Source organism: Streptomyces sp. NPDC029836 (genome assembly GCF_055574495.1).
Genome location: NZ_JBVHZI010000001.1, coordinates 1,265,894 through 1,288,483 on the forward strand (window position 1 = coordinate 1,265,894; position 22,590 = coordinate 1,288,483).

The 22,590-nt window shown below is 74.9% G+C and carries 1 protein-coding gene; it reads right to left on the reverse strand.

All coding sequences use genetic code 11. From position 1 onward, the window contains the following. Positions 1–98: 98 nt before the first annotated feature. Positions 99–22,571 carry an SDR family NAD(P)-dependent oxidoreductase gene (locus tag ACZ4XJ_RS05725; protein WP_468495416.1) on the reverse strand — a complete coding sequence of 7,491 codons (22,473 nt, stop codon included), beginning with the start codon at positions 22,569–22,571 and terminating at the stop codon, positions 99–101. Between the last annotated feature and the right edge of the window lie 19 nt (positions 22,572–22,590).

Sequence of the window (22,590 nt, forward strand, 5' to 3'; positions counted from 1 at the left end):
TCAGGAAGTACCGGAGCTTTTCCTCGTTCATGCGTGCATCCCTCGTACAGAAGCCGGAGAGTCAGAGTGGTGGGACGGGGTGGGGTGGAGCTGCCGCGTCATGAGATGCCGAACTCCTTGCCGATGAAGTCGAAGAGGTCGTCGTCGGTCGCGCTCTCCAGGGCCTCGGCCACATCGGGGCCGTCGGGCTCGGCCGGGAGGTCGGCCGCCGCGTCCGCTGCCGCGCTCCAGGCGGTGAGCAGGGCCTGGAGGCGTTCGGTGATGCGGTCACGGCCGGCGGAGTCGGGCGTGGAGGTGACGAGCGACTGCTCCATCCGGTCCAGTTCGGCGAGCAGGGGCGGTACGGCCGCCGCGCCGTGCTGCCAGAGTTCGTCCCGCAGGTAGTCCACGAGCGCGGTCGGCGTCGGGTAGTCGAAGACGAGCGTGGCGGGCAGTCGTACGCCGGTGGCGGCGCCGAGCCGGTTGCGGAGCTCGACGGCGGTCAGCGAGTCGAAGCCGACTTCGTTGAACGACCGTGCCGGGTCGACCGCTTCGGGACCGGCGAAGCCGAGGACCCCTGCGACGTACGTGCAGACGAGCTCCAGCAGGGCCTCGTCCCGTGCGGCGGGCGAGAGCCCGGAGAGGCGCTCGCGCAGGTCCGCTCCCCCGTCGGCGCCGCCGCCGGTGGTGCTCTGCGCGGCCCGGCGGGTGGGCGTGCGGACGAGGCCGGAGAGCAACGGCGGGAGCATTCCCGTGCCCGCTTGGGCGCGGAGTGCGGCCAGGTCCAGCTTGACCGGCACCAGCAGCGGCTGCCCGGAGGCGCATGCGGCGTCGAACAGGACGAGGCCTTCGGCGGCGGTGAGCGCGTTAACGCCACCCCGACCGAGCCGGGAGACGTCCTCGGCATCCAGGGTGTCCCCCATGCCGCCCGTCTCGGCCCACAGACCCCAGGCGAGCGAGGTGCCCGCCAGACCCTGGGCGTTGCGGTGTGCGGCGAGGGCGTCCAGGAACACGTTGCCCGCCGCGTAGTTGGCCTGACCCGCACCACCGAACACACCGGCGGCGGAGGAGAACAGCACGAACGCGGACAGGTCCAATCCTGCCGTGAGTTCGTGGAGGTTCCACGCGGCATCCACCTTCGGACGCAGTACCGCCGACAACCGCTCGGCCGTCAAGGAGCCGATGACACCGTCGTCCAGCACACCGGCCGTATGCACCACACCGGTCAACGGGTGCTCCACCGGAATGGCCGCCAGCACGGCCGCCAGCGCGGCCCGATCGGCGACGTCGCAAGCCGCCCAGGACACCTCGGCACCCAGACCGGCCAGCTCCGCCGACAACTCGGCGGCGCCCTCGGCGGCCTCACCACGACGACTGACCAGCAGCAAGTTCCGTACACCGTGCTCGGACACCAGGTGACGGGCGAACAACCCGCCCAACGAGCCACTCGCACCCGTCACCAGGACGGTACCGTCGGCGTCCCACTCAGGGGACGCGTCCACGGCGGCCGACGCCCGCGCCAGCCTCGGCACCAGGACCGCGCCCCCGCGCACCGCGACCTCGGACTCCCCCGAGGCCAGTACGGCGGTCAGGGCCCGGTAGGACGCGTCCGTGCCGTCCGTGTCGGCCAGGACGATCCGGCCGGGGTTCTCCGACTGCGCCGAGCGGACCAGGCCCCACGCCGGGGCGTGTACGAGGTCCGGGAGGTCCTCGCCCGGTACGGCGGCCACCGCGCCCCGCGTCAGGAACAGCAGGCGTGCGTCCGCGAAGCGGTCGTCGGCCAGCCATTCCTTGAGCAGTTCCAGCACCCGGCCCGTCTCGGCGTGCACCGCACGCGACACGTCCTGCGTGTCGGTCGACGGGGATGACAGCGGGACGCAGACCAGCGTCGGGGCCGTGAGGGTGCCGAGGCCGTCGTGGGTCTCGTAGCGGACGCCCACCGCGTCGAGCCCGGGGTGGCCGTCCGCGAGCAGGGCCCAGGGGCGCTGCTCGGCCGCGGGGGCCGGGGTGAGGGCGAGCGGCGTCCACTCGACCCGGAACAGCGACTCGTGGCGTCCGCCGCGTGCCGCGCCGATCTGCTCGGGCGACACGGCCCGCAGGGCGAGCGACGCCACGGAGGCGACCGGTGCGCCCGCCGGGTCGGCGAGCTCCAGCGATACGGCGTCGTTGCCGGCCGGGGCCAGGCGGACCCGGACGGCGGCGGCGCCGGCCGCGTGGAGCCGTACGCCGCTCCAGGCGAAGGGCAGTCGGCCCTGCCCGGTGTTCTCGACGAGGGAGCCGAGTCCGGCCGCGTGCAGGGTGGCGTCCAGGAGCGCGGGGTGGAGGCCGAACCAGTCGGCCGTCGCCGCGGTCTCCTCGTCGAGGCTCACCTCGGCGTACACGGCGTCGTCGTGCAGCCAGGCGGTGCGCAGGCCCTGGAAGGCGGGGCCGTAGTCGAAGCCGGCGGCGGCGAGGCCTTCGTAGAGCCCGTCGAGGTCGACCGGTTCGGCTCCGGCGGGGGGCCAGGCCGTGAGGTCGGCCGGCGGGTTGGGGGCGTCGGCAGCGGTGGTGAGGACGCCGGTGGCGTGCCGCGTCCACGGCTCGTCGGTGGGGCTTTCCTCGTCCCGGGAGTACAGGGACAGGGCCCGTCGGCCGGATGCGTCGGCTCCGGAGAGGGAGAGGCGGAGTTGGATGCCGGCGCGCTCGGGTAGGACGAGCGGGGCTTCCAGGGTCAGCTCTTCCAGGACGTCGCAGCCGACCTGGTCGCCCGCTCGGACCGCGATTTCCACGAAGGCGGTGCCGGGCAGCAGGACCGAGCCGAGGACGGTGTGGTCGGCGAGCCACGGGTGGGTGGTGGCCGCGAGGCGGCCGGTGAAGAGGAAGCCGTCCGAGTCGGGGAGTTCGACGGCCGCGCCGAGCAGCGGGTGGTCCGTCGTGCCGAGTCCGAAGCCGGCGGCGTCGGCCGGGGCGTAGGGGCCGGTGGGGGCCGAGTCGAGCCAGTACCAGTCGCGTTGGAAGGCGTAGGTGGGCAGCTCGACCTGGCGGGCGCCGGTCGGGGCGAACCAGCCGTCCCAGTCCACGTGGGCGCCGTGGATGTGGGCGAGGGCGAGGGCGGTGTTCAGGGTCTCGGATTCGGGGCGGCCGGCGCGCAGGGTGGGCGCGAACCGGGCCGCGTCGTCCTGGGTGAGGCAGTCCTGGGCGAGGGCGGACAGGGTTCCGTCGGGGCCGAGTTCGAGGTACGTGGTCACGCCGGCGGCTTCCAGCGCGCGGACGCCGTCGAGGAACCGGACGCCCTCGCGGACGTGCCGGACCCAGAAGTCCGCGCTGCCCATCTCGTCCCCGGTGATCAGGGCGCCGGTCAGGTTCGAGACGATCGGGACGCGCGGCGTCGCGTACGCCAGCCCGTCCGCCACCTTGCGGAAGTCGGCGAGCATGCCGTCCATGTGCGGCGAATGGAACGCGTGACTGACCGTGAGCCGCTTGGACTTGCGGCCGGTGAAGGCCTCCACGACCGCCGTCGCCGCGTCCTCGTCACCCGCGATCACGACCGACTGCGGGCCGTTGACGGCGGCGATGCTCACCCGGTCCGTCAGCAACGGCAGGACCTCGTCCTCCGAGGCCCGCAGGGCGATCATCACGCCACCGGTCGGCAGTGCCTGCATCAACCGGCCGCGCGCCGCGACCAGGGTGCACGCGTCGTCCAACGACAGCACACCCGCCACGTGCGCGGCAGCGATCTCACCGATGGAGTGACCGGACACGAAGTCCGGCCGCACGCCCCACGATTCGAGCAGTCGGAACAGTGCCACCTCCACCGCGAACAGCGCAGGCTGGGTGTGTTCCGTCCGGTCGAGGAGTTCCGCGTCCGCACCGAACAACAGTTCCTCCAGCGACGGTTCGCCGCCCATGCGTTCGCACACCGCGTCGAGTGCGGAGGCGAACACCGGGTGTGTTGCGTACAGTTCGCGTCCCGTGCCGAGGCGCTGGCTGCCCTGGCCGGTGAAGAGGAAGGCCAGCTTGCCGGCGCCGGTCGCGCCCAGGGTGCCTCGGGTCACGGCGCCGTCGGTCGGGTCGCCGTTCTCCAGTGCGGTCAGGCCGCGGAGCAGTGCGTCCCGGTCCCCCGCGACGACCACCGCACGGTGGTCGAAGGCGGCGCGTCGGGTGGCCAGCGAGTAGGCCAGGTCCGGGGCGGCGACCTCGGGCACCTCCGTCAGACGGGCCCGCAGGCGGGCCGCCTGGCCACGCAGCGCGTCCGCGGACTTCGCGGACAGGACGTACGGGAGTACGGGTGCGGTGCCGGCCTCGGGGGCGGTCGGCGCGTGCGCGTCGGTCTCGTCCGGGGCCTGCTCGATGATCGTGTGGGCGTTGGTGCCGCTGATGCCGAACGAGGAGACGCCGGCGCGGCGCGGGCGGCCGGTCTCCGGCCACGGCATGGACTCCGTCAGCAGGCTGACGGCGCCGTCCTCCCAGTCGACGTGCGGGGTCGGCTCGTCGACGTGCAGGGTGCGGGGCAGGATCCCGTGCCGCATCGCCATGATCATCTTGATGACGCCGGCGACACCGGCCGCGGCCTGCGTGTGGCCCATGTTCGACTTGATCGAACCGAGCAGGAGGGGCTCGTCGGCGGCTCGCTCGCGCCCGTAGGTCGCCAGCAGGGCCTGTGCCTCGATCGGGTCGCCGAGGGTGGTGCCCGTGCCGTGGGCCTCGACCACGTCGATCTGGTCGCTGGTCAGCCCGCCGGAGGCGAGGGCCTGGCGGATGACGCGCTGCTGGGACGGCCCGTTGGGGGCGGTGAGGCCGTTGGAGGCGCCGTCCTGGTTGATCGCCGAGCCACGGACCACCGCGAGCACGGGGTGACCGTTGCGGCGGGCGTCGGACAGGCGCTCCACGAGCAGCATGCCCGCGCCCTCGGCCCAGCTGGTGCCGTCGGCGGCGGCGGCGAAGGACTTGATGCGGCCGTCGGCGGCCAGACCGCGCTGGCGGCTGAACTCGGTGAAGGTGCCCGGTGTCGACATGACGGTGACACCGCCGGCCAGCGCCATCGTGCATTCGCCGTTGCGCAGCGCCTGGATCGCCCAGTGCAGGGCGACGAGGGACGAGGAGCACGCGGTGTCGACGGTGACCGCCGGGCCCTCCAGGCCGAACGCGTACGAGACGCGGCCCGAGGCGATGCTGCCGGAGTTGCCGGTGCCGAGGTAGCCCTCGACGCCGTCGGGCACGGAGGTGATGCGGGTGGCGTAGTCGTGGTACATGATGCCCGCGAAGACGCCGGTGCGGCTGCCGCGCATCGACGCCGGGTCGATGCCGGCCCGCTCGAACGCCTCCCACGAGGTCTCCAGCAGCAGCCGCTGCTGCGGGTCCATCGCCACGGCCTCGCGCGGTGAGATCCCGAAGAACGCGGGGTCGAAGCGGCCCGCGTCGTGCAGGAAGCCGCCGGAGCGGGTGTAGCTGGTGCCCTTGCCGTCCGGATCCGGGTCGTAGAGCGACTCCAGGTCCCAGCCGCGGCCCTGGGGGAACTCGGAGATGGCGTCGATGCCGCCGGCCACCAGGCGCCACAGGTCCTCGGGGGTTTCGACGCCTCCGGGGTAGCGGCAGCTCATGCCGACGATCGCGATCGGGTCGTCCTGGAAGGAGGCTCCGAGGGTGACCGGCAGGGCGCCGGCGGCGGTCGTCGCACCGTCCGCGTCCCCGGTCAGGCCGAGGACCTCGGTCCGCAGGTACGCCGCGAGCACGTGGGGCGTCGGGTAGTCGAAGACGAGGGTGGCGGGGAGCCGCTGGCCGGTGGCGGCGCCGAGGCGGTTGCGCAGTTCGACGGAGGTCAGCGAGTCGAAGCCGAGTTCCTTGAAGGCCCGGTCGGCCGACACCTCCTCGGTCGAGGCGTGCCCGAGTACGGCGGCCACCTCGGTCCGGACGAGGTCCAGCAGCGCCTGCTCCCGTTCGGTCGGCGCGAGCGCGGACAGTCGGGTGATGAGCGCGGACCCGTCGGCCGTGCCGGCCTGTCCGGCCGCCCGGCGTGCCGGTACGCGGACCAGGCCGCGCAGCAGGTCGGGGACCACGCCGCCACGGGCCTGGGCGCGCAGGGCGGCCAGGTCGAGCGGGAGCGGCACGAGCAGCGGTTCGGTGGTGCGGCGGGCCGCGTCGAAGAGGGCGAGGCCGGTGTCCGGCGTGAGGGCGCCGATGCCACCGCGGTTGATGCGGTCGCGATCGCCGGCGGGCAGGTCACCGCCCATGCCGCCGACACCCGTCCACAGCCCCCAGGCGAGGGACCCGGCGGCCAGGCCCCGGGCCCGGCGTTCGGCGGCGAGGGCGTCCAGGAAGGTGTTGGCCGCCGCGTAGTTGCCCTGGCCCGCGCCACCGAACACACCGGCGGCGGAGGAGAACAGCACGAACGCGGACAGGTCCAGGTCGCGGGTCAGTTCGTGGAGGTTCCACGCCGCGTCCGTCTTGGGGCGCAGGACCGCCGACAGGCGTTCCGCCGTGAGGGAGCCGATGACCCCGTCGTCCAGCACGCCGGCCGTGTGCACGACGCCGGTCAGCGGGTGCTCCGCCGGAATGGCCGCCAGTACGGCGGCCAGCGCGGCCCGGTCGGCCACGTCGCACGCGGCCCAGGAGACCTCGGCGCCCAGGCCGGCCAGCTCCACCGACAGCTCGGCGGCGCCCTCGGCGGCCTCACCGCGACGGCTGACCAGCAGCAGGTTCCGTACGCCGTGCCCGGACACCAGGTGACGGGCGAACAGCCCGCCCAGCGAGCCGCTCGCACCCGTCACCAGGACGGTACCGTCGGCGTCCCACTCGGGGGACGCGTCCACGGCGGCCGACGCCCGCGCCAGCCTCGGCACCAGGACGGCGCCGTCGCGCACCGCGACCTCGGACTCGCCGGAGGCGAGGGCGGCGGAGAGGGCCCGGTGCACATCGGCGTCGGCATCGACGTCCACGTCGACGAGCACGATGCGGCCCGGGTTCTCGGACTGCGCCGACCGTACGAGTCCCCGTACCGCGGCGTGCGCCAGGTCCGGCACGCCCTCGCCCGGTAGGGCTTCCACCGCGCCCCGGGTCAGGAACACCAGCCGGGACCCGGCGGGTCCGTCGGCGGCGGCCCACTCCTGGAGGATCTCCAGGACCCGGCCGGTCCCGGCGTGCACCGCGGCGGCGAGGTCCTCGCCGGTCGGCTCCAGGAGCGACACCACCGAGGCGGCCTCGGTCCCGTCGCCCTCGCCCCGCATCGACCAGTCGTCGAAGGGGGTTCCGCCCGCCGGCGACCGCGTCCACTCGACGCGGAAGAGGGCGTCGCGGGTGAGGTCCGGTCCGGCGGCGAGCTGGTCACGGCTGACGGCCCGCAGGGCCAGGCCGGTGACCGAGGCGACCGGGGCTCCGGCGGCGTCGGCCAGGGTGAGGGCCACGTCGCCGCTCCGGCCGGTGGTCAGGCGTACGCGCAGCTCGGAGGCGCCGACCGCGTACAGGCTGACGCCGGTCCAGGAGAACGGCAGCCGGCCCTCGGTGCCGTCGGCGGCGCGCAGTCCGAGCGCGTGCAGGGCGGCGTCGAGAAGGGCCGGGTGCAGGCCGAAGCGTGCGGCCTCGTCGGCCGCGCCGTCGGGCAGGGCGACCTCGGCCCAGTACGTGCCCTCGTGCTGCCAGGCGGCCCGCAGGCCCTGGAACACGGGGCCGTAGCCGAAGCCGGAGTCCGCGAGGCCCTCGTACAGTCCCTCCACCGGGACGGCTCGCGCACCGGGCGGCGGCCACTCGGTGAGACCCTGCGGGGCGGGTTCGGCGCCGGTGGCGAGCACGCCTACGGCGTGCCGCGTCCACGGCGTGTCCGTGTCCGCGCCCTCCGGGCGGGAGTGGAGGGCGATACTGCGGCGCCGGCCCGTCGGGTCGGCGGCGCCGACGGCGAGCCGCAGTTGTACGCCGCCCTGCTCGGGCAGCACCAGCGGGGCTTCGAGGGTGAGTTCGTCGACCAGGTCGCAGCCGACGTGGTCGCCGGCCCGGAGTGCCAGCTCGACGAAGGCCGTGCCGGGCAGCAGGGCCGCGCCCATGACGCGGTGGTCCCCGAGCCACGGGTGGGTGGCCAGCGACAGCCGGCCGGTGAAGAGGTGGCCGTCGGAGTCGGGCAGTTGGACCTCGGCGCCGAGCAGCGGGTGGTCGGTGGTGCCGAGTCCGGCCGCCCCGACGTCGCCGTCCGCGCGACCGGCGTCGAGCCAGTGCACGGTGCGCTGGAAGGCGTACGTCGGCAGGTCCACGCGGCGGGTCCCGAGCGGGACGTAGTACGCGGTCCGGTCGACGGTGTTGCCGCGTACCCAGGCGGTGGCGAGTGCCGAGAGCAGCGTCCGGGCCTCGTCCCGTCCGGAGCGCAGGGCGGGGGCGAAGGCGGAGTCCCGCGTGACGCATTCCTGGGCGAGGGCCGACAGGATCCCGTCCGGGCCGAGTTCGACGTACGTCGTCACCCCGGCGGCTTCCAACGTGCGGACACCGTCGAGGAAGCGGACCGCCTCGCGGACGTGCCTCACCCAGAACTCCGCCGAACCCATCTCACCGTCGGCGATCAGAGCGCCGGTCAGATTGGAGACGATCGGAATGCTCGGAGCGGAGAACGACAGGCCTGACACCACCTGCCGGAAGGCCTCCAACATGCCGTCCATGTGCGGCGAGTGGAACGCGTGACTCACCGCGAGCCGCTTCGACTTGCGACCGGCCAAAGCATCCACGACCGCGACAGCCGCGTCCTCGTCACCCGCGACGACCACCGCACGCGGACCATTGATCGCAGCGATGCTCACCCGATCCGACAGCAACGGCAGGACCTCGTCCTCCGCCGCCTCCAGCGCGACCATCACACCACCCGCCGGCAGCGCCTGCATCAACCGACCACGCGCCGCCACCAACGTGCACGCGTCCGCCAACGACAACACACCGGACACGTGCGCGGCAGCGACCTCACCGATCGAATGACCGGACACGAAGTCCGGCCTCACACCCCACGATGCCAGCAACCGGAACAACGCCACCTCGACCGCGAACAACGCAGGCTGCGTGAAACGGGTCTCACCCAACAGATCGACATCCGACCCGAACAGAACCTCCTTCAACGGCAGTTCGAGATCCAACGACTCACACACCGCGTCCAACGCCTCCGCGAACACCGGGTAGGCGTCGTACAGTTCACGGCCCATCCCCAGCCGCTGACTGCCCTGACCGGTGAACAGGAACGCGAGCTTCTCGCCTGCCGTGGGCGAGCCCAGGATGAGGCCCGGAGTCGAGCGGCCCTCGGCGAGGGCCGTCAGGGCGGTGCGGAATCCGTCCCGGTCCGAGGCGATCACGGTGGCGCGGTGCTCGAAGACGGCCCGGCCGGTGGCCAGTGAGTGGCCGATGTCGGTGGGTTCCGCGTCGGGGTGGGCGTCCAGGTGGGACAGGAGGCGCTCGCCCTGGGCGCGCAGGGCTTCGGCCGTGCGCGCCGTCAGGTGCCACGGGAGCGTGGCCGGGGCCGCGTGTCCACCGCCCGGGGTGTCGGCGGCGACCGGGGCCGTCGTCGGGTCGGCCGGGAGTTCGACGATGGCGTGGGCGTTGGTGCCGCTCATGCCGAAGGAGGAGATGCCGGCGCGGCGGGGTCGGCCGGTCTCGGGCCAGGGGCGCTGTGCGGTGAGCAGGGAGACGGCGCCGGCGGACCAGTCGACGTGCGGGGACGGCTCGTCGACGTGCAGGGTCCGGGGCAGGATCCCGTGTCGCATCGCCTGGACCATCTTGATGATGCCGGCGACGCCGGCGGCGGCCTGGGTGTGGCCGAAGTTGGACTTGATGGAGCCCAGCCAGAGCGGGCTCTCCTCGGGCCGGTCCTGGCCGTAGGTGGCGATCAGTGCCTGCGCCTCGATGGGGTCGCCCAGTCGGGTGCCGGTGCCGTGCGCCTCGACGGCGTCGACCTCGGCGGCGGTCAGACCGGAGTTGACCAGGGCCTGGCGGATGACGCGCTGCTGCGCCGGGCCGTTGGGGGCGGTGAGGCCGTTGGAGGCGCCGTCCTGGTTCACGGCGGTGCCGCGGACCACGGCGAGGACCTGGTGGCCGTTGCGGCGGGCGTCGGAGAGCCGCTCGACGAGCAGCATGCCGATGCCCTCGCCCCACGCAGTGCCGTCGGCGGCGGCCGCGAACGGCTTGCAGCGGCCGTCGGCGGCGAGACCCCGCTGTCGGCTGAACTCGGTGAACACGTCGGGGGTGGTGATGATGGTGACGCCGCCGGCGAGGGCGATCGAGCATTCGCCGCTGCGCAGGGCCTGCGCGGCGAGGTGCAGGGCGACGAGCGAGGACGAGCAGGCGGTGTCGACGGTGACGGCGGGGCCTTCGAAGCCGAAGGTGTAGGAGACGCGGCCGGAGGCGATGCTGCTGGAGCCGCCGGTGCCGAGGTAGCCCTCGACGCCCTCGGGGACGGTGTTCAGGCGGGAGACGTAGTCGTTGTGCATCTGGCCGACGAACACGCCGACCTGTTGGCCGCGCAGGGCCGTCGGGTCGATGCCGGCCCGCTCGAACGCCTCCCACGAGGTCTCCAACAGCAGGCGCTGCTGCGGGTCCATGGCGAGGGCCTCGCGCGGGTTGATCCCGAAGAAGCCGGGGTCGAAGTGGTGGGCGTCGTAGACGAAGCCGCCTTCGCGGGCGTACGAGGTGCCGGGGCTGTCGGGGTCCGGGTCGTACAGCGCCTCGGTGTCCCAGCCGCGGTCCGCGGGGAGGTCGGCGATGCCGTCGCGGCCTTCGGCCAGCAGCTCCCACAGGTCCTCGGGGCTGCGGACGCCGCCGGGGAAGCGGCAGCTCATGGCGACGATGGCGATGGGGTCGTCGGCGGCGCCGGCGCCGGCCGGGTGGCGCGGCAGGGCGGCGACCGCGGCGGCGGCCTCGGAGCCGAGGAGTTCGTCCTTGAGGTAGGCGGCGAGGACGGCCGGGGTGGGGTAGTCGAAGACGAGGGTCGCGGGCAGCCGGACGCCGGCGGTGGCGCCGAGCCGGTTGCGGAACTCGACGGCGGTCAGCGAGTCGAAGCCGAGGTCCTTGAACGCGCGGCCGGGTTCGACGGCGTCGGGCGTGGCGTGGCCGAGGACGGCGGCGACCTGGTCGCGTACGAGGTCGAGCAGGAGGGTGTCCCGTTCGTGCTCGGGGAGCCGTACGAGCTGTTCGACGAGCGGGGTACCGGTGCGGGCGGCGCCGGCTTCGACGGCTCGGCGGGCGGGCGCCCGGACCAGGCCGCGCAGCAGGGCGGGGACCATGCCGGCGTCGGCCTGGCGCAGCGGTGCGAGGTCGAGCTGCATGGGGACGAGGTGGGCGTCGCCGGTGCGGTGGGCGGTGTCGAGGAGGGCGAGGCCCTCTTCGGTGGAGAGGCCGAGGACGCCGGAGCGCGTCATGCGGTCCTTGTCGGCGGTGTCGAGTTCTCCGGTCATGCCGCTGGCTTCGGCCCACAGGCCCCAGCCGAGGGAGGTGCCGGGCAGGCCGTGGGCCTGGCGGTGGCGGGCGAGGGCGTCGAGGAAGACGTTCGCGGCGGCGTAGTTGGCCTGTCCGGCGCCGCCGAAGGTGCCGGCGGCGGAGGAGAAGAGGACGAAGTCGGTCAGGTCGAGGCGGCGGGTCAGGTCGTGCAGGTGCAGGGCGGCGTCGGCCTTGGGCCGCAGGACGGTGTCGAGGCGTTCGGGGGTGAGCGCCTCGGCGATCCCGTCGTCGAGGACGCCGGCGGTGTGGACGACGGCGGTCAGCGGGTGCTCGGCGGGGATGGCGTCGAGCAGGGCGGCGAGCGCGTCGCGGTCGGCGGCGTCGCAGGCGGCGATGGTGACGTCGGCGCCCAGGGCGCGCAGTTCGGCGGCGAGTTCGGTGGCTCCGGCGGCCCGTTCGCCGCGTCGGCTGGTCAGGACGAGGCGGCGGGCGCCGCGGGCGGTGACGGCGTGTCGGGCGACGAGCGCGCCGAGGGTGCCGGTGCCGCCGGTGATGAGGACGGTGCCGTCCGGGTTCCAGGCGGCGGGCACGGTCAGGACGATCTTGCCGGTGTGGCGGGCCTGGCTGAGGTAGCGGAACGCCTCGGGGGCTTGGCGGAGGTCCCACGCGGAGACGGGGATGGGGTTCAGGGCGCCGGCCTCGAAGAGGCCGAGCAGCTCGGTGAGCATCTCCTGGATGCGGTCGAGGCCGGCCTCGGTGAGGTCGAAGGCCTGGTAGCCGACGCCGGGGTGGGCGGCGGCGACCTCGCGGGGGTCGCGTACGTCGGTCTTGCCCATCTCGACGAAGCGCCCGCCGCGCGGCAGGAGCCGCAGGGAGGCGTCGACGAACTCGCGGGCGAGGGAGTCGAGGACGACGTCGACGCCGCGGCCGTCGGTGGCCGTGCGGAAGGTGTCCTCGAAGTCGAGGGTGCGGCTGGACGCGATCCGGTCGTCGGTCAGGCCGAGTCCGCGCAGGGTGTCCCACTTGGCGGGACTGGCGGTGGCGTAGACGTCGGCGCCCCGGTGGCGGGCCAGTTGGACGGCGGCCATGCCGACGCCGCCGGCCGCGGCGTGCACGAGGAGGGTTTCGCCCTCGCGCAGGCCGGCGAGGTCGTGCAGGGCGTAGTAGGCCGTCATGAAGACGATCGGGACGGCCGCTGCCTCGGCGAAGGTCCAGCCCTCGGGCATGGGGGCGATCATGCGGCGGTCGACGACGGCGAGCGGGCCGAACGCGCCGGGCAGCATGCCCATGACGCGGTCGCCGGCGGCGAGGTCGGTGACGCCGGGGCCGGTCTCGACGACGGTGCCGGCGCCTTCGCTGCCCATCAGGCCGGGGTCGCCGGGGTACATGCCGAGGGCGTTGAGGACGTCGCGGAAGTTGAGGCCGGCGGCGCGTACGGCGACGCGGACCTGGCCGGGTTCCAGGGGTGCTTCGGATTCGGGGCTGGGGACGAGGGTGAGGTGGTCGAGGGTGCCCTTGTCCTCGATGTCCATGCGCCAGGCGGCGCCGTCCGTGGGCGGGGTCAGCGGGGTGGTGGCGGGGATCCGGGCCAGGCGGGGCGCGTGGACGGTGCCGCGGCGGATCGCGAACTGCGGTTCGCCGGTGCCGAGGGCCGCGGCCAGCAGGGTGGCGTCGGGGCCGGTCGCGCCGGTGTCGAGGTCGGCGAGGACGAACCGGTCGGGGTTCTCCGACTGGGCGGAGCGGACCAGGCCCCAGGCGGCGGCGTGGGCCGGGTCGGTGAGGTCCCAGTCGCCCTGGCCGGCGACGGCGCCCCGGGTGACGAACACCAGGCGGGAGGCGGCGAAGCGGTCGTCGGCGAGCCAGCCCTGGACGAGGGCGAGGGCCCGGTGGCCGGCGGTGTGGACGGCGTCGGTGGTGAGCGGGTTCCCGTCCGCGGCCGGCGGGCAGGGGGCCAGGACGTACGCGGGGGCGTCGGCGCCCGCGTCGAGGGCGGCGGCGAGCGCCGCGAGGTCGGCGTGGACGGGACCGGGCAGCGCGTCGGCGTCGGCGCCCACCACGACCCAGGGGGTCGCGTCGGCGGCCGGGGCGGACGGCAGCGGCACCGTGACCCACTCGATCCGGAACAGCGACTCGTGGTGGGCGGTGCGGGAGGCACCGGCGAGCCGCTCGGCGGAGACGGGCCGCAGCACGAGGTGGTCGACGGCGGCGACGGGCGCCCCGGTGGTGTCGGCGAGTTGCAGGGAGATGCTCTCGTCGCCGTCGGGGGTGAGGCGCACCCGCAGCGCGGACGCGCCGACGGCGTGCAGGGACACCCCGCGCCAGGAGAACGGGAGCCGGCCCTGACGGTCCGCGTCGGGGGACGGCTGGACGAAGGTGGCGTGCAGCGCGGCGTCGAGCAGGGCCGGGTGCAGGCCGAACCGGCCGGCCTCCGCCTGCCGTTCGTCGGGCAGGGCCACTTCGGCGTAGACGTCGCCGTCGAGGGTCCAGGCGGCGCGCAGGCCCTGGAAGACGGGCCCGTAGGTGAAGCCGCCGCTGCCGAGGTGCTCGTAGAGGCCGTCCACGGAGACGGCCTCGGCGCCGGGCGGCGGCCAGGCGGCGAGGTCGAACGCGGGGCGGGGCGCGCCGGTGGCGAGGACGCCCGCGGCGTGCCGGGTCCACGGTTCGTCGTCGGCGGCGTCGGGGTCGCCGGAGTACAGGTCGAGGGTGCGCCGGCCGTCGCGGTCCGCCGCGCCCACGACGAGCTGGAGGCGTACCGCGGTGTGCGGGGCCAGGATCAGCGGCGCTTCGAGGGTGAGTTCCTCCAGGACGTCGCAGCCGGCCTGGTCGCCGGCGCGGATGGCGAGTTCGATGAAGGCGGTGCCGGGCAGCAGGACGGTGCCCATGACGGCGTGGTCGGCGAGCCAGGGGTGGGTGTCCAGGGAGAGCCGGCCGGTGAAGAGGAAGCCCTCGCCGTCGGCGAGCGGTACGGCGGCGCCGAGCAGCGGGTGGTGGGCGGCGCCGAGGCCGGCCGACTCGACGTCGCCGATGTGTCCGGCGGGCGCCTCCAGCCAGAACCGGCGGCGCTGGAAGGCGTAGGTGGGCAGGTCGGTGCGGCGGGCGCCGGTCGCGGCGAAGTACGCCGTCCAGTCCAGGGGGACGGCGCGGGTGTGGAGCGCGGCGACGGCGGCGGCGAGCGCCTCGGCCTCGCCGCGGTCGCGCCGCAGCGCGGGGACGAACACGACGTCCGGGCGGGAATCGGAACCGGCACCGGCACCGGCGTCGGCACCGGCGTCGGTTTCGGTGAGGCAGTCGCGGCCGAGGCCGGACAGGACGCCCTGCGGGCCCAGTTCGAGGTAGGTGGTGACGTGTTCGGCGTCCAGGGTGCGGATGCCGTCGAGGAAGCGGACGGCTTCGCGGACGTGGGCGACCCAGTGCTCGGGGGTGCGCAGTTCCTCGCCGGCGACGGCGCCGGTGAGGTGGGTGATGACGGGGAGGGTGGGCGCGTGGTAGGTGAGGGAGGCGGCGACGTCGCGGAAGGCGTCGAGCATGTCGTCCATCAGCGGGGAGTGGAAGGCGTGGCTGACGGTGAGCCGCTTGGTGCGGCGGCCGCGCCGTTCGAACTCGGCGGCGATCTCCAGGGCGAGGCCCTCGTCGCCGGAGATGACCACGGAGGAGGCGGAGTTGACGGCGGCGATGCCGACGCGGTCCTCGTGGCCGGCGAGCAGCGGGCGGACCTCGGCCTCGGTGCCGGTCAGCGCGATCATCGCACCGCCCGCGGGGAGTTGTTCCATGAGGCGGCCGCGGGCGGCGACGAGGGCGGCGGCGTCGGACAGCGTGAGGACGCCCGCGACGTGCGCGGCGGTGATCTCGCCGACGGAGTGGCCTGCGACGAAGTCGGGGCGCACGCCCCACGACGCGACGAGCCGGTAGAGCGCGGTCTCCAGCGCGAACAGGGCGGGCTGGGTGTGGCCGGTCCGGTTCAGCCGGGTGTCGTCCTCGTCGAACAGGACGTCCTTGAGGGGCTGTTCGAGGTGCGGATCGAGGGCGGCGCAGACCTCGTCCAGGGCGGCGGCGAACACGGGGTGGGCGGCGTACAGTTCGCGGCCCATGCCGGGGCGCTGGCTGCCCTGACCGGTGAAGAGGACGGCGAGCCGGCCGTCGGCGGTGTCGTGCCGGACGAGCCCGGCGCCGTCGCGGCCCTCGGCGAGCGCGTCGAGTCCGGCCAGGAGTCCGTCGCGGTCCGTGGCGACGACGGCGGCCCGCCGATCCAGGGCGGTGCGGCTGGTGGCCAGGGAGAACGCCACGTCGGCGGGGTGGACTTCGGGGTGCCGTAGGAGGTGTTCGGCGAGGCGGGCGGCCTGGGCGCGCAGCGCGTCGGGGGTGCGGCCGGCGAGGACGTACGGGAGCGCGGTGCCCGCGGCGACGCCGGCGCTCTCGGCCGGCGCGAGGCCGGTGGGCGCGTCCGCGTCGGCGTTCGGCTCGGTGGGCGGCTGCTCGATGATGACGTGCGCGTTGGTGCCGCTCACTCCGAAGGAGGAGATGCCGGCGCGGCGCGGGCGGTCCGTCTCGGGCCAGGCGGCGGACTCGGTGAGCAGTTCGACGGCGCCCGCGCTCCAGTCGATGTGCGGGGACGGCTCGGCGATGTGCAGGGAGGCGGGCAGGACGCCGTGGCGCATCGCCTGGACCATCTTGATGATGCCGGCGGCGCCCGCGGCGGCCTGGGTGTGGCCGATGTTCGACTTGATGGAGCCCAGGCGCAGCGGCCGGTCGGCGGGGCGGCCCTGGCCGTAGGTGGCGATCAGGGCCTGCGCCTCGATGGGGTCGCCGAGGGTGGTGCCGGTGCCGTGGGCCTCGACGGCGTCGACGTCGGCCGCGCCCAGGCCGGCGTGGGCGAGGGCTTCGCGGATGACGCGCTGCTGGGACGGCCCGTTGGGGGCGGTGAGGCCGTTGGAGGCGCCGTCCTGGTTGACGGCGGTGCCGCGGACCACGGCGAGGACGGGGTGACCGTTGCGGCGGGCGTCGGAGAGCCGCTCTACGAGGATCATGCCGGCGCCCTCGGCCCAGGCGGTGCCGTCGGCGTCGGCGGAGAAGGACTTGCAGCGGCCGTCGGTGGACAGGCCGCGCTGGCGGCTGAAGTCGATGAAGGTGTCCGGGGTGGACATGACGGTGACGCCGCCGGCGAGCGCCATGTCGCACTCGCCGCTGCGCAGGGCCTGCGCGGCCAGGTGCAGGGCGACGAGGGAGGAGGAGCAGGCCGTGTCGATGGTGACGGCCGGGCCCTCCAGGCCGAAGGTGTAGGAGACGCGGCCGGAGGCGACGCTGCCCGCGGTGCCGGTGCCGAGGTAGCCCTCCAGGCCCTCGGGGACGGCCGGCAGACGCGTCAGGTAGTCGTGGTACATGACGCCGGCGAAGACGCCGGTGCGGCTGCCGCGCATCGACGCCGGGTCGAGCCCGGCCCGTTCGAACACCTCCCAGGAGGTTTCCAGCAGGAGCCGCTGGTGCGGGTCCATGGCGAGGGCCTCGCGCGGGTTGATGCCGAAGACGTCGGGGTCGAAGTCGGCGGCGTCGTGCAGGAACCCGCCGGTGCGGGTGTACGAGGTGCCGGCGCGGCCGGGGTCGGAGTCGTACAGCCCGTCGAGGTTCCAGCCGCGGTCGGTCGGGAACGGGGAGATCGCGTCCACGGAGCCGGCGACGAGCTGCCACAGCTCCTCGGGGGTGCTGACACCGCCGGGGAAGCGGCAGCTCATGGCGACGATGGCGATGGGCTCGTCGGCGACGGCCTGCGCGCCGGCGACGGCGGGCGCGGTGGGCGCGGTCAGGTCGCCGAGGAGTTCGGTGCGCAGGAACGCGGCGAGGGCGTTCGGGGTCGGGTAGTCGAAGACGAGGGTGGCGGGCAGTCGGACCCCGGTGGCGGAGCCGAGCCGGTTGCGCAGCTCGACGGCGGTCAGCGAGTCGAAGCCGAGTTCCTTGAAGGCGCGGCCCGGGTCGACGGCGTCGGGGCCGGGGAAGCCGAGGACGGCGGCGACCTGGACGCGGACGGTGGCCAACAGCAGCCGGTCGCGTTCGGCGGCGGTCAGCGGCAGCAGGCGTTCGGTGAGGCCGTCGGCGGGGGCGGCGCCGCGGTCGGCGGCGGCCCGGCGCGCGGCGGGCCGAACGAGGGCGCGCAGCAGCGGGGGGACCATGCTCGCGTCGGCCTGCCGCAGGGCGGCGAGGTCCAGGTGCATGGGGACGGCGGTGGCCTCGCCGGAGGTGCGGGCGGTGTCCATGAGGGCGAGGCCCTCGGCGGAGGACAGCGCGGCGACGCCGGCGCGGGCGATGCGTTCCCGGTCGGTGTCGGCGAGGTCGCCGGTCATGGCGCTGCGTTCGGCCCACAGGCCCCAGGCGAGGGCGGTGGCGGGCAGGCCTTCGGCGCGGCGCCGGTGGGCGAGGGCGTCGAGGAAGGTGTTGGCGGCGGCGTAGTTGGCCTGCCCGGCCGCGCCGAGGGTGCCGGCGGCGGCGGAGAACAGGACGAACGCGGCGAGGTCGAGATCGCGGGTCAGCTCGTGCAGGTTGACGGCCGCGTCGACCTTCGCGGGCAGGACGTGGTCGACTCGCGCGGGGGTGAGCGCTTCGAGGATGCCGTCGTCGAGGACGCCCGCGGTGTGCACGACGGCGGTCAGCGGGTGGGCGGCCGGTACGGAGTCCAGGAGCGCGGCGAGGGCGTCGCGGTCGGCGGCGTCGCAGGCGGCGAGGGTGACCTCGGCGCCCAGGGCGCGGAGTTCGGCGAGGAGTTCGGGGGCGCCGGGGGCGGCCTCGCCGCGGCGGCCGGCCAGCAGCAGGCGGCGTACGCCGTGCGCGGTGACCAGGTGGCGGGCGACGAGCCCGCCGAGGGTGCCGGTGGCGCCGGTGACCAGGGCGGTGCCGTCGGTGTCGAGCGGGCGGGCCTCGTGGCCGTCGGCGGCGGGCACGGCGGGGACCCGGCCGAGCCGGGGGACGACGGCGCGGCCCTCGCGCAGGGCGAGCTGCGGTTCGGCCGTGGCCAGGGCGGCGGGCAGCGCGCGCAGGGACTCCTCGCGCTCGTCGAGGTCGACGAGGACGAACCGGTCGGGGTGTTCGGACTGGGCGGAGCGCAGCAGTCCCCACAGCGGGGCGTGCGCCAGGTCGGCGACGTCGGAGTCGGCGGTGGTGGCGACCGCGCCGTGGCTGACGAACACCAGGCGGGAGGCGGCGAATCGGTCGTCGGCGAGCCAGGTCTGGGCGAGGTCCAGGGCGTGGTGCAGGGCTCCGGCGACGGCGGCGGGCAGCGCGGCGTCGACGGGCGTCGGGGAGCCGGCGCCGGTGGCGGGCAGCGGTACTACGACGGCGTGCGGTACGGGGCCGCCGGCTTCGATCGCGGCGGCCAGTTCGGCGAGGCCGGCGTGGGCGGCGGCCGTGGGCAGCACGGTGGTGAACGGGGAGCCGGCGGCGTCGGCGGCGTCGAGCAGGGCCCACTGGCCGGGGGCGACGGTGGTGGCGGAGGGCAGGGCGAGCGGGGTCCACTCGACGCGGAACAGCGAGTCGTGGAAGGCCGTGCGGGACGCCCGTACCTGGTCGGGGGTGACGGGGCGCAGCAGCAGGGCGTCGACGGTGGCGACGGGTGCGCCGGTCTCGTCGGCGAGGTCGACGCGGACGGTGTCCTGGCCGGCGGGGGCCAGGCGTACGCGCAGGGTGCGCGCGCCGACGGCGTGCAGGGTGACGCCGCTCCAGGAGAACGGCAGCCGGCCGTGCTCGGTGTCCTCCAGCAGGTCGCCCATGCCGACGGCGTGCAGGGCGGCGTCCAGGAGGGCCGGGTGCAGGCCGAACAGTTCGGCTTCGGCGTGGGCCTGTTCGGGCAGCCGGATCTCGGCGAAGACCTCGTCGGCACGCTGCCAGGCGCCGGTCAGGCCCTGGAAGACGGGCCCGTAGGCGAAGCCGGAGGCGGTGAGGTGTGCGTAGAGGCCTTCGACGGGGACGGCTTCGGCGCCCTGCGGGGGCCATACGGCCAGGTCGGTGCCGGCGGCGGTGTCGCGCGCGGCGGGGGCGAGGAAGCCGGTGGCGTGCCGGGTCCAGGCGCCCTCGCCCCAGGTGTCGTCGGCGGCGTCCTCGGGCCGGGAGTGCAGGGTCAGGGAGCGGCGGCCGTCGGTGTCGGGGGCGTCGACGGCGAGTTGGATCTGGATGCCGCCGTGCGGGGGCAGGGCCAGGGGTGCCTGGAGGGTGAGTTCGTCGAGGAGTTCGCAGCCGGTGTGTTCGCCGGCCCGCAGGGCGAGTTCCACGAAGGCCGTGCCGGGCAGCAGCACGGTGTCCATGACGGTGTGGTCGGCGAGCCACGGGTGGGTGGCGAGGGAGAGCCGGCCGGTGAACAGGTAGCCGTCGCCGTCGGCGAGGGAGATGGCCGCGCCGAGCAGCGGGTGGTCGGCGGAGCCGATGCCGGCGGCGGCGACGTCGCCCGTCCAGGCGGTGGGCTGCTCGGGCCAGTACAGGCGTCGCTGGAAGGCGTACGTGGGCAGGTCGACTCGGGTGCCCGAGCGGCCGGCGAAGACGGCGGACCAGTCCACGCGGATGCCGTGGACGTGGGCGCGGGCGACGGCGGCGGCGAACGCGGCCGGTTCGGGGCGGTCGGCGCGCAGGGCCGGTACGAACACGGCGTCGGTGGCGCCGTCCTCGTCGCCCAGGCAGTCCTGGGCGAGGGCGGTGAGCACGCCGCCGGGGCCGACCTCGATGAAGGTGGTGACGCCGAGGGCGGCCAGGCCGCGTATCCCGTCGCGGAAGCGGACGGCCTCGCGGACGTGCCGGACCCAGTAGTCGGCGGTGCAGATCTCCTCGGCGGTGACGGAGGCGCCGGTGAGGTTGGAGACGATCGGGATGACGGGCGGCGCGTAGCCGACGGCCTCGGCGGCCTCGCGGAACGCGTCGAGCATGTCGTCCATGAGCGGCGAGTGGAAGGCGTGGCTGACGGTGAGCCGCTTGGTGCGGCGGCCGCGGGCCCGCAGGGTCTCGGCGAGTGCGGTGACCTCGTGCTCGTCGCCGGAGACGACGACGGAGCGGGGGCCGTTGATCGCGGCGAGGGAGATCCGGGCGGTGAGGAGCGGGGTGACCTCTTCCTCGGTCGCCTCGACGGCGATCATCGCGCCGCCGGCGGGCAGGGCCTGCATGAGTCGGCCGCGGGCGGCGACGAGGGCGGCGGCGTCGGGGAGGGTGAGGACGCCGGCGACGTGGGCGGCGGTGAGTTCGCCGATGGAGTGCCCGATGAGGAAGTCGGGGCGCACGCCCCACTGTTCGAGCTGGCGGTGGAGGGCGACCTCGACGGCGAACAGGGCGGCCTGGGTGTGGGCGGTCTCGTCGAGCAGGGCCGCCCCGGCGCTGCCCGGCTCGGCGAACAGCACCTCGTACAGGGGGTGTTCGAGGTGCTGGTCGAGTGCGTCGCGGACCTCGTCCAGGGCCCGGGCGAACTCCGGGTGGGTCGCGTACAGTTCGCGGGCCATGCCGGGGCGTTGGCTGCCCTGGCCGGCGAACAGGAAGGCGGTGTTCCCCTCGCCGACGGCGCCGACGACGCCGGTCGCGGGCTGTTCGCCGGCGGCGAGCGCGTCGAGGTCGGCGAGGAGTCCCTCGCGGTCGGCGGCGAGGAGGACGGCCCGGCGGTCCAGCGCGGAGCGGCTGGTGGCGAGGGAGAGCCCGAGGTCGGTGAGGGCGGTGGGGCCGTCGGCGAGCGCGGGGTGGGCGCGCAGGTGGGCGGCGAGCCGGCCGGCCTGGGCGCGCAGGCCGTCGTCGCCGTGGCCGGAGACCAGCAGCGGTACGGGTCCGGTGGCGCCGTCCGTCCCGGTGGGTGCGGGGGCGGCGGGTTCGGCGGGCGGGGCCTGCTCGATGACGGTGTGGGCGTTGGTGCCGCTGACGCCGAACGAGGAGATGCCGGCGCGGCGCGGTTGGCCGGTCTCGGGCCACGGCACGGACCGGTCGAGGAGGTGGACGTCGCCGGTGGCCCAGTCGACGGCGGAGGACGGCGCGTCGATGTGGAGGGACTCGGGCAGGACGCCGTGCCGGATCGCCTCGACCATCTTGATGATGCCCGCGACGCCGGCGGCGGCCTGGGTGTGCCCGATGTTCGACTTGATCGAGCCGAGCCACAGCGGCCGGCCCTCGGGCCGGTTCTGCCCGTAGGTGGCCAGGATGGCCTGGGCTTCGATGGGGTCGCCGAGGGTGGTGCCGGTGCCGTGCGCCTCGACGACGTCGACCTGCGCCGGGGTGAGCCCGGCGTTGGTCAGCGCCTGGCGGATGACGCGCTGCTGGGACGGGCCGTTGGGGGCGGTGAGCCCGTTGGAGGCGCCGTCCTGGTTGACGGCGGTGCCGCGGACCACGGCGAGGACCGGGTGACCGTGGCGGCGGGCGTCGGAGAGCTTCTCGACGAGGAGCATGCCGACGCCCTCGCCCCAGCCGGTGCCGTCGGCGCCGTCGGCGAACGGCTTGCACCGGCCGTCGGGGGCGAGACCGCGCTGCCGGCTGAACTGGACGAAGGCGCGCGGGCTGGACATGACGGTGACGCCACCGGCCAGGGCCAGGGAGCACTCGCCGGACCGCAGGGCCTGCACGGCCAGGTGGAGGGCGACGAGGGAGGACGAACAGGCGGTGTCGACGGTGACCGCCGGGCCTTCGAGACCGAAGGTGTAGGACAGCCGGCCGGAGACGACGCTGGCGGCGTTTCCGGTGAGCAGGTACTGCTCGACGCCCTGGGGGACCCCGTCGCGCAGCAGGTCGGGGTAGTCCTGGCCGTTGGTGCCGATGAACACGCCGGCCTTGCTGCCGCGCAGGGTCACCGGGTCGATGCCGGCGCGTTCGAAGGTCTCCCAGGACGTTTCGAGCAGCAGGCGCTGCTGCGGGTCCATGCCGAGGGTTTCGCGCGGGCTGATCCCGAAGAACCCGGCGTCGAACTCGCCCACGCCGTCGAGGAATCCGCCCTCGCGGGTGTACGAGGTGCCCCGCTGGTCGGGGTCGGCGTCGTACAGGGACTCGATGTCCCAGCCCCGGTCGTCCGGGAAGTCGGTGATGGCGTCCCGACCTCCGGAGACCAGGTCCCACAGGCCCTCCGGCGACTGGATGCCGCCGGGGAACCTGCAGGCCATGCCGACGATCGCGATCGGCTCCGGCTCCTGGGCCTCGACCTCGCGCAGGCGCTGCCGTGTCTGGTGCAGATCGGCCGTCACCCGCTTCAGGTAGCCGATGATCTTGTCCTGATCCGCAGCCTGATCCGCCATTGGAACCTCACCCATGCTC